Annotated in this window: 15 protein-coding genes; all 15 read left to right on the top strand. The window is 56.6% G+C overall.

The window, feature by feature from the left end:
- Positions 1-356 precede the first annotated feature (356 nt).
- The 15 genes from mnmG (at position 357) to RYB66_RS08460 (ending at position 14,412) form a co-directional block, all read left to right on the top strand.
- Positions 357-2,249 (top strand): tRNA uridine-5-carboxymethylaminomethyl(34) synthesis enzyme MnmG, encoded by a 1,893-nt coding sequence (gene mnmG, locus RYB66_RS08390; RefSeq protein ID WP_005781343.1) that lies wholly within the window; start codon positions 357-359, stop codon positions 2,247-2,249.
- Positions 2,246-2,890, top strand: a complete 645-nt coding sequence (gene rsmG, locus RYB66_RS08395) for a 16S rRNA (guanine(527)-N(7))-methyltransferase RsmG (RefSeq protein ID WP_005744951.1) — start codon at positions 2,246-2,248, stop codon at positions 2,888-2,890. Before mnmG ends, rsmG begins: the two co-directional genes overlap by 4 nt.
- 18 nt (positions 2,891-2,908) lie before the next feature.
- Complete coding sequence (locus RYB66_RS08400; RefSeq protein WP_002555991.1) at positions 2,909-3,700, top strand: ParA family protein; 792 nt, start codon at positions 2,909-2,911, stop codon at positions 3,698-3,700.
- Between the two features lie 9 nt (positions 3,701-3,709).
- The gene (locus tag RYB66_RS08405) at positions 3,710-4,582 is read left to right on the top strand and encodes a ParB/RepB/Spo0J family partition protein (protein WP_010199618.1); all 873 of its coding nucleotides are present in this window, start codon (positions 3,710-3,712) and stop codon (positions 4,580-4,582) included.
- Positions 4,583-4,728: 146 nt separating this feature from the next.
- Positions 4,729-5,136 carry a F0F1 ATP synthase subunit I gene (locus tag RYB66_RS08410; protein WP_002555989.1) on the top strand — a complete coding sequence of 136 codons (408 nt, stop codon included), beginning with the start codon at positions 4,729-4,731 and terminating at the stop codon, positions 5,134-5,136.
- 16 nt (positions 5,137-5,152) lie between these two features.
- Entirely contained in the window at positions 5,153-6,022 is an 870-nt protein-coding gene (atpB, locus tag RYB66_RS08415; protein WP_002555988.1) for a F0F1 ATP synthase subunit A, read from the top strand.
- A gap of 138 nt (positions 6,023-6,160) precedes the next feature.
- Positions 6,161-6,418 (top strand): F0F1 ATP synthase subunit C, encoded by a 258-nt coding sequence (gene atpE / locus RYB66_RS08420; RefSeq protein WP_002555987.1) that lies wholly within the window; start codon positions 6,161-6,163, stop codon positions 6,416-6,418.
- A 57-nt stretch (positions 6,419-6,475) separates the two neighbouring features.
- Positions 6,476-6,946 carry a F0F1 ATP synthase subunit B gene (locus RYB66_RS08425; RefSeq protein ID WP_002555986.1) on the top strand — a complete coding sequence of 157 codons (471 nt, stop codon included), beginning with the start codon at positions 6,476-6,478 and terminating at the stop codon, positions 6,944-6,946.
- 12 nt (positions 6,947-6,958) lie between these two features.
- A complete protein-coding gene (locus RYB66_RS08430; protein WP_003315956.1) occupies positions 6,959-7,495 on the top strand; it encodes a F0F1 ATP synthase subunit delta in 537 nt (178 codons plus the stop codon).
- A gap of 21 nt (positions 7,496-7,516) precedes the next feature.
- Positions 7,517-9,061, top strand: coding sequence for a F0F1 ATP synthase subunit alpha (gene atpA, locus RYB66_RS08435; protein WP_002555984.1), 1,545 nt, complete (start codon positions 7,517-7,519; stop codon positions 9,059-9,061).
- 50 nt (positions 9,062-9,111) lie between these two features.
- Positions 9,112-9,972 carry a F0F1 ATP synthase subunit gamma gene (gene atpG / locus RYB66_RS08440; protein ID WP_003367855.1) on the top strand — a complete coding sequence of 287 codons (861 nt, stop codon included), beginning with the start codon at positions 9,112-9,114 and terminating at the stop codon, positions 9,970-9,972.
- 27 nt (positions 9,973-9,999) lie between these two features.
- The gene (atpD, locus tag RYB66_RS08445; RefSeq protein ID WP_002555982.1) at positions 10,000-11,379 is read left to right on the top strand and encodes a F0F1 ATP synthase subunit beta; all 1,380 of its coding nucleotides are present in this window, start codon (positions 10,000-10,002) and stop codon (positions 11,377-11,379) included.
- A 44-nt stretch (positions 11,380-11,423) separates the two neighbouring features.
- Positions 11,424-11,849 carry a F0F1 ATP synthase subunit epsilon gene (locus RYB66_RS08450; protein ID WP_002555981.1) on the top strand — a complete coding sequence of 142 codons (426 nt, stop codon included), beginning with the start codon at positions 11,424-11,426 and terminating at the stop codon, positions 11,847-11,849.
- Positions 11,850-11,974: 125 nt separating this feature from the next.
- Positions 11,975-13,342, top strand: a complete 1,368-nt coding sequence (gene glmU / locus RYB66_RS08455) for a bifunctional UDP-N-acetylglucosamine diphosphorylase/glucosamine-1-phosphate N-acetyltransferase GlmU (protein ID WP_316885132.1) — start codon at positions 11,975-11,977, stop codon at positions 13,340-13,342.
- Positions 13,343-13,644: 302 nt separating this feature from the next.
- The gene (locus RYB66_RS08460; RefSeq protein WP_002555979.1) at positions 13,645-14,412 is read left to right on the top strand and encodes a DeoR/GlpR family DNA-binding transcription regulator; all 768 of its coding nucleotides are present in this window, start codon (positions 13,645-13,647) and stop codon (positions 14,410-14,412) included.
- The last annotated feature ends 2 nt before the right edge of the window (positions 14,413-14,414 follow it).

The raw sequence follows: 14,414 nt of genomic DNA on the forward strand, positions 1-14,414 counted from the left end.
CTCGGTGGGTAAGCAGGGTGCAAACCTGAAGATAAACTGCCCTGTGGACAAGTGGCTATCTTATCAACAGGCTCAAGTCAGTTATCCAAACCCCTCATCCCTACATGAACACAGACTTTTGATTCTCTGTACATATTGAATATAAAGGCTTGTAGAGATATATCCACAGAAATCATGCTCAGTAAGAATAAACATAAAAACAAGGCTTTATAAACTTTCTTTCCTTTTTATTTTCTTTATTCGTGAGTTTTCCACAGCTGGTTAAATTTTGTCCAACGGGTTTCATTCAGGTGGGGTAAGTCCCTATACTTGTCAGCTATCCCAATTTCTCATCGACAACAGGCACGAGGTGCGTGGTGGATTTCCCTTCCCGTTTTGAAGTGATCGTCATCGGTGGCGGTCATGCCGGTACCGAGGCCGCACTGGCGTCGGCGCGCATGGGTGTCAAAACCCTGCTGCTGACCCACAACGTGGAAACGCTCGGCCAGATGAGCTGCAACCCGGCCATCGGTGGCATTGGCAAAAGTCACCTGGTCAAGGAAATTGACGCCCTTGGCGGTGCGATGGCCATGGCTACTGACAAGGGTGGCATCCAGTTCCGTGTGCTGAACAGTCGCAAGGGCCCGGCTGTACGGGCTACTCGTGCTCAGGCAGATCGCGTGCTGTACAAGGCAGCCATCCGCGAAACCCTGGAAAATCAGCCGAACCTGTGGATATTTCAGCAAGCCTGCGATGACCTGATCGTTGAACAGGATCAAGTGCGCGGCGTCGTGACCCAGATGGGTATGCGCATATTTGCCGATTCAGTGGTGTTGACCACAGGTACGTTCCTTGGCGGACTTATCCACATCGGTATGCAAAATTATTCGGGCGGTCGGGCAGGTGATCCTCCTTCGATCGCACTGGCGCAAAGACTGCGTGAACTGCCGCTGCGCGTCGGCCGCCTGAAAACCGGGACCCCGCCACGGATTGACGGACGTTCTGTGGATTTTTCGGTGATGACCGAGCAACCAGGTGACACACCGATTCCGGTCATGTCGTTCCTGGGCAACAAGGAACAGCATCCGCCGCAGGTCAGTTGCTGGATTACGCACACCAACGCGCGGACTCACGAAATCATTGCGTCCAACCTCGATCGCTCGCCGATGTATTCGGGCGTGATCGAAGGTATTGGTCCGCGTTACTGCCCGTCGATCGAAGACAAGATCCACCGGTTTGCCGACAAGGAAAGCCATCAGGTCTTCATCGAGCCGGAAGGATTGACCACGCACGAGCTGTACCCGAACGGTATCTCCACGTCGTTGCCATTCGATGTGCAACTGCAGATCGTCCGGTCGATTCGCGGCATGGAGAATGCACACATCGTTCGTCCTGGTTACGCCATCGAATATGACTATTTCGACCCGCGTGATCTGAAATACAGCCTGGAAACCAAGGTCATCGGCGGTCTGTTCTTCGCAGGCCAGATCAACGGCACGACCGGTTATGAAGAGGCCGGTGCCCAGGGTTTGCTGGCCGGGACCAATGCCGCGCTGCGCGCACAGGGTCGAGACAGCTGGTGCCCGCGTCGCGATGAAGCGTACATCGGCGTTCTGGTCGACGACCTGATCACGCTCGGTACGCAAGAGCCTTACCGGATGTTCACCTCCAGGGCCGAATACCGTTTGATCCTGCGCGAAGACAACGCTGATTTGCGACTCACCGAAAAAGGCCGCGAACTGGGCCTGGTCGACGACGCCCGCTGGGCTGCGTTCTGCACCAAGCGTGAAAGCATCGAGCTGGAAGAGCAGCGTTTGAAAAGTACCTGGGTACGTCCCGGTACCGAGCAGGGCGATGCGATTGCTGCACACTTCGGCACGCCACTGACCCACGAATACAATTTGCTCAACCTGCTGACCCGTCCGGAAATCGACTATGCCAGTCTGATTGCCATTACCGGGCAGGGCTGCACTGACCCTCAGGTAGCCGAGCAGGTCGAGATCAAGACAAAATACGCCGGTTACATTGACCGCCAGCAGGACGAAATCGCCCGTCTGCGCGCCAGTGAAGACACGCGTCTGCCGGAAGACATCGATTACGCCGCAATCTCCGGCCTGTCGAAAGAAATCCAAAGCAAGCTGGGGATAACTCGTCCGGAAACACTCGGACAGGCATCGCGTATCCCCGGCGTCACGCCTGCAGCGATATCGCTGTTGATGATCCATTTGAAAAAACGCGGCGCGGGCCGTCAGTTGGAGCAAAGCGCTTGAGTTCTATGGTCACCCCGCAACACGCCCAAGAGTTATCCACCGGTGCCCGGGAATTGGGGATCGACCTCAGTCCGGCGCAGCACGAGCAATTGCTGGCGTATCTGGCGTTGTTGATCAAGTGGAACAAGGCCTACAACCTGACTGCGGTCCGTAACCCGGACGAAATGGTATCGAGGCATCTACTCGACAGTCTCAGTGTGGTGCCCTTCATCGAAGGTACACGCTGGATCGACGTCGGCAGCGGCGGTGGGATGCCTGGCATTCCCATGGCCATCCTGTTTCCGGAGCGCAAAGTGGCGCTGCTGGACAGCAACGGCAAGAAGACCCGGTTTCAGACACAGGTCAAACTGGAGCTGAAACTGGACAATCTTGAAGTTATCCACAGCCGTGCAGAAAGTTATCAGCCCGAAGTGCCTTTCGACGGGATCATCTCCCGTGCATTCAGCAGCCTGGAAGACTTCACCGGCTGGACGCGTCACATGGGCGACGTCAATACACGCTGGCTGGCAATGAAAGGGCTGCATCCTGACGATGAGCTGGTAGCATTGCCCTCGGATTTTCACCTCGATAGCGCACAAGCCTTGACCGTTCCGGGTTGCCAAGGCCAACGCCATCTGCTGATACTGCGCCGCACGGCATGACGGGGAACACAAGCAAGAATGGCTAAGGTATTCGCGATAGCGAACCAGAAAGGTGGGGTCGGCAAGACCACCACATGCATCAACCTCGCTGCGTCGCTGGTCGCGACCAAACGCCGTGTGCTGTTGATCGATCTCGATCCCCAGGGCAATGCGACCATGGGCAGCGGTGTGGATAAACATAATCTGGAAAACTCGGTCTATGACCTGTTGATCGGCGAATGCGATCTGGGCGAGGCCATGCAGTTTTCCGAACACGGCGGGTATCAACTGCTTCCGGCCAACCGTGATCTGACGGCGGGTGAAGTGGTTCTGCTGGAAATGCAGATGAAAGAGAGTCGTCTGCGCAATGCGCTGGCTCCGATCCGCGAAAATTACGATTACATTCTCATCGACTGCCCACCTTCGCTGTCGATGCTGACCCTGAACGCGCTGGTCGCCGCAGACGGCGTAATTATCCCCATGCAGTGCGAGTACTTTGCACTCGAAGGTCTCAGCGACCTTGTGGATAACATCAAGCGTATTGCTGAACTGCTCAACCCGCAGCTGAAAATCGAAGGCCTGCTGCGCACCATGTATGATCCGCGGCTGAGCCTGATCAACGACGTTTCGGCGCAGCTCAAGGAACATTTCGGCGAGCAGTTGTACGACACCGTGATCCCGAGAAACATCCGTCTGGCCGAGGCGCCGAGTTTCGGCATGCCGGTGCTGGCGTATGATAAATCGTCTCGCGGTGCGCTGGCCTATCTGGCCCTGGCAAGTGAACTGGTTCGTCGTCAACGTCGCGGCGCAAAAACCGCTCAGCCAACCTAAGGAATTCCCATGGCCGTCAAGAAACGAGGTCTCGGACGTGGGTTGGACGCACTTCTGAGCAGTCCAACCGTCACTTCGCTGGAAGAGCAGGCCGTCAAGGCTCCGCCAAGTGAGTTGCAGCATGTGCCGCTGGACCTTATCCAGCGCGGCAAGTATCAGCCGCGCCGCGACATGGATCCTCAGGCGCTCGAAGAACTGGCGCAGTCGATCAAGTTACAAGGTGTGATGCAGCCGATCGTGATTCGGCCCATCGGCGACAACCGCTTTGAAATCATTGCCGGTGAACGCCGTTGGCGTGCCAGCCAGCAGGCAGGTGTCGAGACAATCCCGGCGATGGTCCGTGATGTTCCGGACGAGACCGCGATTGCGATGGCGTTGATCGAGAACATTCAGCGCGAAGACCTCAACCCTATCGAGGAGGCCATGGCGCTACAGCGCTTGCAGCAGGAGTTTCAACTGACCCAGCAGCAGGTGGCGGATGCCGTCGGCAAGTCGCGTGTCAGTGTGGCCAACCTGTTGCGCCTGATTGCCTTGCCTGAAGCCATCAAGACCATGCTGTCCCACGGCGACCTGGAAATGGGGCATGCACGCGCCTTGCTCGGTCTGAGCGAAGATCGGCAGGTCGAAGGTGCGCGACATGTTGTCGCACGCGGGCTTACCGTGCGCCAGACTGAAGCACTGGTCAGGCAGTGGCTGAGCGGTAAGCCGGAGGCTGCCGAACCAGTCAAGGCCGACCCTGATATCAGCCGCCTCGAACAGCGTCTGGCCGAGCGTTTAGGCTCTGCGGTGCAGATTCGCCACGGACAGAAGGGCAAAGGCCAATTGGTCATCCGATACAACTCGCTGGATGAGCTGCAAGGAGTGCTCGCTCACATCCGCTGAAACAATTGCTCTGTAGCGTATAGTCGGAAATCACTACCCGACTGTTGAATAGGGGCTGAACCGCCCCTATACTCTGCGCGCATTTTGTCGGCACAAATTATGCCAAGTTATTGATTATGGCGACCGACATCAAAGGAGCAGTTGCGATGGAATCCCGCATGCCAGACCGCTTGCCGTTCTATCGCCTGGCGGTTTTTCCGCTATTGCTGGCTCAATTGATCGTGCTGCTCATGGCCGCATTGGTGCTATGGCAGTGGCAAGGAGTCGTTGCAGGATATTCGGGACTCTGTGGAGGCCTGATAGCCTGGCTACCCAATTTATACTTTGCTCACAAGGCATTCCGGTTTTCCGGGGCCAGAGCAGCGCAAGCCATCGTGCGGTCGTTCTACGCCGGCGAGGCAGGCAAACTGATTTTCACGGCAGTGCTTTTTGCATTGACGTTCGCAGGTGTGAAGCCACTGGCACCGCTGGCGGTATTCGGTGTGTTCATGTTGATCCAGGTGGTCAACTGGTTCGCTCCCCTGCTTACGAGAACAAGACTTTCGAGACCTTAGGGCGTTTGAGGCAACCATGGCAGAGCAAACAGCTTCGGGCTATATCCAGCACCACTTGCAGAACCTTACATTCGGGCACCTGCCCAATGGCGAATGGGGCTTTGCCCACACCGCAGCAGAAGCCAAGGAAATGGGTTTCTGGGCCTTCCACGTCGATACCCTCGGCTGGTCGGTTGCGTTGGGTCTGATTTTCGTTCTGATCTTCCGCATGGCGGCCAAGAAGGCAACTTCCGGTCAGCCTGGCGCACTGCAGAACTTCGTCGAAGTTCTGGTCGATTTCGTCGACGGCAGCGTGAAAGACAGCTTCCACGGCCGCAGCGCGGTTATCGCACCACTGGCGCTGACCATTTTCGTCTGGGTTTTCCTGATGAACGCGGTCGACCTGGTACCGGTGGACTGGATTCCGCAGCTGGCGATGCTGATTTCGGGCGACGAGCACATTCCGTTCCGTGCCGTTCCGACTACTGACCCGAACGCCACGCTGGGCATGGCCCTGTCTGTGTTCGCACTGATCATTTTCTACAGCATCAAGGTCAAGGGCATCGGCGGTTTCATCGGCGAACTGACCCTTCACCCGTTCGGCAGCAAGAACCTGTTCGTTCAGGCGCTGTTGATCCCGGTCAACTTCCTGCTGGAATTCGTGACGCTGATCGCCAAGCCTATTTCTCTGGCTCTGCGTCTGTTCGGCAACATGTATGCTGGCGAGCTGGTCTTCATTCTGATCGCCGTGATGTTCGGCAGCGGTCTGTTGTGGCTCAGCGGTCTGGGTGTAGTGCTGCAGTGGGCGTGGGCTGTTTTCCACATCCTGATCATCACCCTGCAAGCGTTCATCTTCATGATGCTGACCATCGTCTACCTGTCGATGGCTCACGAAGATAACCATTGAGATTCGTCTCAGGACGTGTCTGATGACCGTCTCGCCATCGGCGGGGCGGTGCCCGCAAGGGCTGATGTAGAAACGATTTTGTTTTACCGCTTCAATTAAAAAAACCTAACCAATACGACGTAAAAGTCGGGAGGAAAGATGGAAACTGTAGTTGGTCTAACCGCTATCGCTGTTGCACTGTTGATCGGCCTGGGCGCACTGGGTACTGCAATCGGTTTCGGCCTGTTGGGCGGCAAATTCCTGGAAGGCGCTGCGCGTCAGCCGGAAATGGTTCCAATGCTGCAAGTTAAAATGTTCATCGTTGCGGGCCTGCTCGACGCCGTGACCATGATCGGTGTTGGTATCGCTCTGTTCTTCACCTTTGCGAACCCCTTCGTTGGTCAACTCGCTGGCTGATCACTCGAATTTTCGAGTTGATTGGTGTGATGGACAACGAACGAGCGAGGTGTTGGCGTGAACATTAATGCAACCCTGATTGGGCAGTCCGTTGCGTTCTTCATTTTTGTGATTTTCTGCATGAAGTTCGTGTGGCCTCCGGTCATCGCGGCTTTGCACGAACGTCAGAAGAAGATCGCGGATGGACTGGACGCTGCTTCCCGAGCAGCTCGCGACCTGGAGCTGGCCCAAGAAAAAGCGGGTCAACAACTGCGCGAAGCTAAGGCTCAAGCAGCTGAAATCATTGAGCAAGCCAAGAAACGCGGTACTCAGATCGTCGACGAAGCCCGTGAAACGGCACGCGTTGAAGCTGACCGTGTGAAGGCCCAGGCTCAGGCCGAGATCGAGCAGGAACTGAACGGTGTCAAAGACGCCTTGCGCGCCCAGTTGGGCAGCCTGGCAGTCAATGGCGCAGAGAAGATCCTGGGTGCCACAATCGATCAAAACGCGCACGCGGAGCTGGTTAACAAACTGGCTGCTGAAATTTAAGCGAGGGCGATCATGGCAGAACTGACCACGTTGGCCCGACCTTACGCGAAGGCGGCCTTCGAGCACGCGCAGGCCCACCAGCAGCTGGCCAATTGGTCAGCCATGCTCGGCCTGGCTGCTGCGGTGTCGCAAGACGACACCATGCAGCGCATGCTCAAGGCCCCGCGACTGACGAGCGCACAAAAGGCCACCACTTTTATTGAAGTGTGTGGCGAAAAGTTCGATGCCAAGGCACAGAATTTCATTCACGTCGTTGCTGAAAACGACCGCCTCCCGCTTCTGCCGGAGATCGCCGAACTGTTCGACCTGTACAAGGCCGAGCAGGAAAAATCGGTCGATGTGGATGTCACCAGTGCTTTCGCATTGAACCAAGAACAGCAAGACAAACTCGCCAAGGTTCTCAGTGCACGGCTCGGCCGGGAAGTGCGCCTGCATGCTGCGGAGGATGCCTCTCTCATAGGGGGTGTCGTAATCCGCGCCGGCGACCTGGTTATCGATGGCTCAGTTCGTGGCAAGATCGCGAAACTAGCCGAAGCATTGAAATCTTGAGTTTGAAGGGGCAGCAGAGCAATGCAGCAACTCAATCCTTCCGAAATAAGTGAAATCATCAAGGGTCGCATCGACAAGCTCGATGTAACCTCCCAAGCCCGTAACGAAGGCACAGTCGTCAGCGTGTCTGACGGTATCGTGCGGATTCACGGTCTGGCCGACGTAATGTACGGCGAGATGATCGAGTTTCCGGGCGGCGTCTACGGTATGGCGCTGAACCTTGAGCAAGACTCCGTGGGTGCCGTTGTACTGGGCGCTTACACGACTCTGGCTGAAGGCATGAGCGCCAAGTGCACCGGCCGCATCCTCGAAGTTCCGGTTGGTAAGGAACTGCTGGGTCGCGTTGTCGATGCACTGGGTAACCCAGTTGACGGCAAAGGTCCGCTGAACAACACCGAGACCGATGCGGTCGAGAAAGTTGCTCCAGGCGTGATCTGGCGTAAGTCGGTAGACCAGCCTGTACAGACTGGCTACAAGGCTGTCGATGCCATGATTCCTGTCGGCCGTGGCCAGCGTGAGCTGATCATCGGTGACCGTCAGATCGGTAAAACCGCTCTGGCCATCGACGCAATCATCAACCAGAAGAACAGCGGCATCTTCTGCGTCTACGTAGCAATCGGTCAGAAGCAATCGACCATCGCCAACGTTGTTCGCAAGCTCGAAGAAAACGGCGCACTGGCTAACACCATCGTCGTGGCTGCAAGTGCTTCCGAATCCGCTGCGCTGCAATTCCTTGCACCGTACTCGGGTTGCACCATGGGCGAGTTCTTCCGCGACCGCGGTGAAGACGCGCTGATCGTTTATGACGATCTGTCCAAGCAAGCAGTGGCTTACCGCCAGATTTCCCTGCTGCTGCGCCGTCCACCAGGCCGTGAAGCTTACCCAGGCGACGTGTTCTATCTCCACTCCCGTCTGCTGGAGCGCGCATCGCGTGTTTCCGAAGAGTACGTAGAGAAGTTCACCAATGGCGCAGTGACCGGCAAAACCGGCTCGCTGACCGCACTGCCGATCATCGAAACCCAGGCTGGCGACGTTTCCGCGTTCGTTCCGACCAACGTGATTTCCATCACCGACGGTCAGATCTTCCTGGAATCGGCCATGTTCAACTCCGGCATCCGTCCGGCTGTGAACGCCGGTGTTTCGGTATCCCGTGTGGGTGGTGCCGCTCAGACCAAGATCATCAAGAAGCTTTCCGGTGGTATCCGTACCGCTCTGGCTCAGTACCGTGAACTGGCGGCATTCGCCCAGTTTGCTTCTGACCTGGACGAGGCGACCCGCAAGCAACTTGAGCATGGTCAGCGCGTTACCGAGCTGATGAAGCAGAAGCAATACGCACCAATGTCGATCGCTGACATGGCGCTGTCGCTGTATGCCGCTGAGCGTGGGTTCCTGACTGACGTCGAAATCGCCAAGATTGGCAGCTTTGAACAAGCGCTGATTGCTTACTTCAACCGCGATCACGCCGATTTGATGGCGAAGATCAACGTGAAGGGTGACTTCAATGACGAAATCGATTCTGGCATGAAAGCCGGCATCGAGAAGTTCAAGGCCACCCAAACCTGGTAAGCCGCAGCGGGGGCCGCAAGGCTCCCGCTTGCTAACCTGATAGGTGTTACATGGCAGGCGCAAAAGAGATTCGCAGCAAGATTGCGAGCATCAAAAGCACGCAAAAGATCACCAGCGCCATGGAAAAAGTGGCGGTCAGCAAAATGCGCAAGGCTCAAATGCGCATGGCTGCTAGCCGTCCTTACGCGGAGCGCATTCGCCAGGTGATTGGTCATCTGGCAAACGCCAACCCGGAGTACCGCCACCCGTTCATGATCGAGCGCCCTGTGAAGCGCGTCGGTTATGTCGTAGTGAGCAGTGACCGTGGTCTGTGTGGTGGATTGAATACCAACCTGTTCAAGACTCTGGTCAAGGACATGGCGGTGAACCGTGAAAACGGTGTAGAGATCGATCTGTGCGTGGTCGGCAGCAAAGGTGCGGCATTTTTCCGCAACTTCGGCGGTAACGTCGTCGCTGCGATCAGCCACCTGGGCGAAGAGCCGTCGATCAACGACTTGATCGGCAGCGTCAAGGTGATGCTGGATGCCTACCTGGATGGCCGTATTGATCGCCTGTCCGTGGTATCCAACAAGTTCATCAACACCATGACCCAGCAACCAACAGTGGAGCAATTGATTCCGCTGGTGGCAACCCCGGATCAAGGGCTCAAGCACCACTGGGACTATCTCTACGAACCCGATGCCAAAGAGCTGCTAGACGGCCTTATGGTTCGCTACGTGGAATCGCAGGTGTACCAGGCGGTGGTCGAGAACAACGCAGCTGAACAAGCAGCGCGGATGATCGCGATGAAGAACGCCACAGACAACGCCGGTGATTTGATCAGCGATTTGCAGCTGATCTACAACAAGGCGCGTCAGGCAGCGATCACCCAAGAGATCTCGGAAATCGTCGGCGGCGCTGCCGCGGTTTAACGGTTCAAATATTAGAGGAACCAGCTAATGAGTAGCGGACGTATCGTTCAAATCATCGGCGCCGTGATCGACGTGGAATTCCCACGCGATAGCGTACCGAGTATCTACAACGCGCTGGAAGTTCAAAGCGCGGCAGGAACCACCCTGGAAGTTCAGCAGCAGCTGGGCGACGGCGTGGTTCGTACCATTGCGATGGGCTCCACCGAGGGCTTGAAGCGTGGTCTGGAAGTAACAGACTCTGGCGCAGCCATCTCCGTACCGGTCGGTAAAGCGACTCTGGGCCGGATCATGGACGTGCTGGGCAACCCGATCGACGAAGCTGGCCCGATTGCCACCGAAGAGCGCTGGGGCATTCACCGTCCTGCACCGTCCTTCGCTGAGCAGGCTGGCGGCAACGACCTTCTGGAAACCGGCATCAAGGTTATCGACCTGGTTTGCCCGTTCGCCAAAGGCGGTAAAGTCGGTCTGTTCGGTGGTGCCGGTGTCGGCAAGACCGTAAACATGATGGAACTGATCCGTAACATCGCCATCGAGCACAGCGGTTATTCCGTGTTCGCCGGTGTGGGTGAGCGTACTCGTGAGGGTAACGACTTCTACCACGAGATGAAGGATTCCAACGTTCTGGACAAAGTGGCACTGGTTTACGGTCAGATGAACGAGCCGCCGGGTAACCGTCTGCGCGTAGCACTGACCGGCCTGACCATGGCCGAGAAGTTCCGTGACGAAGGTAACGACGTTCTGCTGTTCGTCGACAACATCTATCGTTACACCCTGGCCGGTACCGAAGTATCCGCACTGCTGGGCCGTATGCCTTCCGCAGTAGGTTACCAGCCGACTCTGGCTGAAGAGATGGGCACTCTGCAAGAGCGCATCACTTCCACCAAGAATGGTTCGATCACCTCGATCCAGGCCGTATACGTACCAGCGGACGACTTGACTGACCCGTCGCCTGCGACCACGTTTGCCCACTTGGACGCCACCGTCGTACTGTCCCGTGATATCGCTTCCCTGGGTATCTACCCTGCGGTAGACCCACTGGACTCGACTTCGCGTCAGCTGGACCCGAACGTCATTGGCCAGGAACACTACGACACCGCTCGCGGCGTTCAGTATGTGTTGCAGCGTTACAAAGAGCTGAAAGACATCATCGCGATTCTGGGTATGGACGAGCTGTCGGAGACCGACAAACAGTTGGTTAACCGTGCTCGTAAGATCCAGCGCTTCCTGTCCCAGCCTTTCTTCGTGGCAGAAGTCTTCACCGGTGCTTCGGGTAAATACGTTTCCCTGAAAGACACCATTGCTGGCTTCAAAGGCATCCTCAACGGTGACTACGACCACCTGCCAGAACAAGCGTTCTACATGGTCGGCGGCATCGAAGAAGCGATCGAGAAAGCCAAGAAACTGTAATCCCGGCGCCCGGAAACGGGCGCTAATTAGGTTGAGGCAAGCAAATGGCTATGACAGTCCATTGCGACATCGTCAGCGCGGAAGGGGAAATCTTCTCCGGTCTGGTCGAGATGGTGATTGCGCACGGCAACCTGGGTGATCTCGGTATCGCTCCAGGCCACGCGCCGCTGATCACTGATCTGAAGCCGGGCCCGATCCGCTTGATCAAGCAGGGTGGGGAAGCCGAGGTGTTTTACATCTCCGGTGGTTTCCTTGAGGTTCAGCCGAACATGGTCAAGGTGCTTGCCGATACTGTGCAACGTGCTGCCGACCTGGATGAAGCTTCTGCTCAGGCTGCCGTACTGGCTGCCGAGAAGGCTCTGAACGAGAAAGGCGCAGATTTCGACTACGGCTCTGCAACTGCTCGTCTGGCCGAGGCTGCAGCTCAGCTGCGCACCGTTCAGCAAATTCGCAAGAAGTTCGGCGGCTAACCCCGCTGCATTCGATGCGCGATTGAGAAAAAGGGTAGCCTCGGCTACCCTTTTTCTTTTTTCAGATTTCCTCTTTCAAGTCAGCCCGCCTTCGGCCCGGTTGCCGCTCAGTTGGTAGTCCTATCATGTCTCTCGATATCGTTATTCTCGCTGCTGGCCAAGGTACCCGGATGCGTTCCGCCTTGCCCAAGGTCCTGCATCCTGTGGCTGGCAACTCCATGCTTGGTCATGTTATCCACAGCGCACGTCAGTTATCCCCAAGTGGAATACACGTCGTGATCGGACACGGTGCGGATGCTGTTCGTGAACAGCTGGCAGCCGATGACCTGAATTTCGTGATGCAGGACAAGCAACTGGGCACAGGCCACGCCGTTGCTCAGGCGCTGCCTGCACTTACGGCTGAGACCGTGTTGATTCTTTATGGCGATGTGCCGTTGATTGAAGTGGAGACGCTTGCGCGCCTGCTCAAACTCGTCAATCCGCAGCAACTGGGCCTGTTGACCGTTACTCTGGACGACCCCACCGGCTACGGCCGCATCGTTCGCGACCAGCAGAATCGTGTCTGCGCGATTGTCGAGCACAAGGATGCGAACGATGCACAGAAGGCAATCACCGAAGGCAACACTGGCATTCTCGCGGTGCCTGCCAAGCGTCTCGCTGACTGGCTGGGGCGGCTGTCGAACAACAACGCCCAAGGCGAGTATTACCTCACAGACGTAATCGCCATGGCCGTCAATGATGGGCTGATTGTTGCTACAGAGCAGCCTTACGACGCAATGGAAGTGCAGGGTGCCAATGATCGCAAACAGCTCTCCGAGCTGGAGCGCCATTATCAGCTGCGCGAAGCCCGCCGGTTGATGGCAGGTGGTGTGACCCTGCGTGACCCTGCGCGATTCGATGTGCGCGGCGAAGTCAGCGTCGGCCGCGATGTGCTGATCGACATCAACGTGATCCTTGAAGGCAAGGTAGTCATCGAGGACAACGTGGTCATCGGCCCTAACTGCGTCATCAAAGACAGCACCCTGCGCAAGGGGGTCATCGTCAAAGCCAACAGCCACATCGAAGGTTCAATTCTGGGCGAGGGCAGCGATGCCGGCCCGTTTGCACGCCTTCGCCCTGGCAGTGTGCTGGGTGCCAAAGCACATGTGGGTAACTTTGTCGAACTCAAGAATGCGAACCTGGGCGAGGGTGCCAAGGTTGGCCACCTGACCTATCTGGGCGATGCCGAGGTCGGCGCACGTACCAACATAGGTGCCGGGACGATTACCTGCAATTACGATGGGGCCAACAAGCACAAGACCACGTTGGGTGCAGACGTGTTCATTGGTTCTAACAACTCACTGGTTGCGCCTGTGGATATCTTTGACGGTGCGACGACTGCAGCCGGTTCGACCATCACGCAGAACGTGCCCGCTGAACAACTCGGCGTGGCTCGCGCCCGCCAACGCAACATCGAAGGCTGGAAGCGTCCGGTAAAAATCAGGAAAGACTGAGTTATCCACAGCCCGGAAAAATGATGTTCTGTGGGGGCGGACTCGTACGCGAAAGCCATCCCCCGTCCTGGAATCTTTGTAAATAGTTTTCGCGGACGAGTCCGCTCCCACGAAATGCATTCCGGATTGGTCCAACTGGCCTATGCATACTTCTGAGAGCGGAGCACTGGAGCGAGAGTTACAGGAATCTCGTTCCTAAAGTTCCATTGAAAATACCCTGCCAAACCCTCTGGCCTTGACCAAACCCAAAAAATAGGTTTTGATTGCCTTCGTTATCTTTCGAAACGAAACTTGAGGCTGTCATGTCGAAGCGCAATACACCACAACGCCGCCACAATATTCTTGCTTTGCTCAATGAGCTGGGTGAAGTCAGTGTCGACGATTTGGCCAAACGCTTTGAAACTTCTGAAGTTACGATTCGAAAGGATTTGGCAGCCCTTGAAACCAATGGTTTGCTGTTGCGCCGTTACGGGGGCGCAGTGCCGCTTCCTCACGAGCTGATCAGCGAAAGCAGCCAGCCGGTTTCCCGTTACAAACAGGCCATTGCCCGCGCTGCGGTTTCCCGAATTCGCGAGCACGCCAGAATTATTGTCGACAGTGGCAGCACCACGGCTGCGTTGATCCCTGAACTGGGCCAGCAACCTGGCCTGGTGGTCATGACCAACTCACTGCATGTGGCGCGAGCCCTTACTGAACTGGAACACGAACCGGTCCTGTTGATGACTGGCGGAACATGGGATCCGCACTCGGAGTCTTTTCAGGGGCAGGTCGCTGAACAGGTACTGCGCTCCTACGATTTCGATCAGTTGTTCATCGGTGCCGACGGCATCGATCTGACTCGTGGCACCACCACGTTTAATGAGCTGCTGGGTTTAAGCCGGGTCATGGCGGAAGTCGCCCGGGAAGTCGTTGTCATGGTCGAGGCCGACAAGGTCGGTCGCAAGATCCCCAATCTGGAGCTGCCCTGGAGCAGTATCCACACCCTTATTACTGATGATCGCCTGCCCAGCGAGGCTCGCGATCAGATACAGGCCCGCGGCATCAATCTGATTTGTGCTGCTGTCAGCTAGGA

It is taken from the genome of Pseudomonas syringae group sp. 243L2, from assembly GCF_032587875.1.
Lineage (GTDB): Bacteria > Pseudomonadota > Gammaproteobacteria > Pseudomonadales > Pseudomonadaceae > Aquipseudomonas > Aquipseudomonas amygdali.

Excerpts from the sequence above, each read along its gene's own strand:
- RYB66_RS08400 (WP_002555991.1), top strand. The coding sequence starts at position 2,909 with ATGGCTAAGGTATTCGCGATAGCGAACCAGAAAGGTGGGGTCGGCAAG.
- RYB66_RS08405 (WP_010199618.1), top strand. The coding sequence starts at position 3,710 with ATGGCCGTCAAGAAACGAGGTCTCGGACGTGGGTTGGACGCACTTCTG.
- RYB66_RS08410 (WP_002555989.1), top strand. The coding sequence starts at position 4,729 with ATGGAATCCCGCATGCCAGACCGCTTGCCGTTCTATCGCCTGGCGGTT.
- atpB (WP_002555988.1), top strand. The coding sequence starts at position 5,153 with ATGGCAGAGCAAACAGCTTCGGGCTATATCCAGCACCACTTGCAGAAC.
- atpE (WP_002555987.1), top strand. The coding sequence starts at position 6,161 with ATGGAAACTGTAGTTGGTCTAACCGCTATCGCTGTTGCACTGTTGATC.
- RYB66_RS08430 (WP_003315956.1), top strand. The coding sequence starts at position 6,959 with ATGGCAGAACTGACCACGTTGGCCCGACCTTACGCGAAGGCGGCCTTC.
- atpA (WP_002555984.1), top strand. The coding sequence starts at position 7,517 with ATGCAGCAACTCAATCCTTCCGAAATAAGTGAAATCATCAAGGGTCGC.
- atpG (WP_003367855.1), top strand. The coding sequence starts at position 9,112 with ATGGCAGGCGCAAAAGAGATTCGCAGCAAGATTGCGAGCATCAAAAGC.
- atpD (WP_002555982.1), top strand. The coding sequence starts at position 10,000 with ATGAGTAGCGGACGTATCGTTCAAATCATCGGCGCCGTGATCGACGTG.
- RYB66_RS08450 (WP_002555981.1), top strand. The coding sequence starts at position 11,424 with ATGGCTATGACAGTCCATTGCGACATCGTCAGCGCGGAAGGGGAAATC.
- glmU (WP_316885132.1), top strand. The coding sequence starts at position 11,975 with ATGTCTCTCGATATCGTTATTCTCGCTGCTGGCCAAGGTACCCGGATG.
- RYB66_RS08460 (WP_002555979.1), top strand. The coding sequence starts at position 13,645 with ATGTCGAAGCGCAATACACCACAACGCCGCCACAATATTCTTGCTTTG.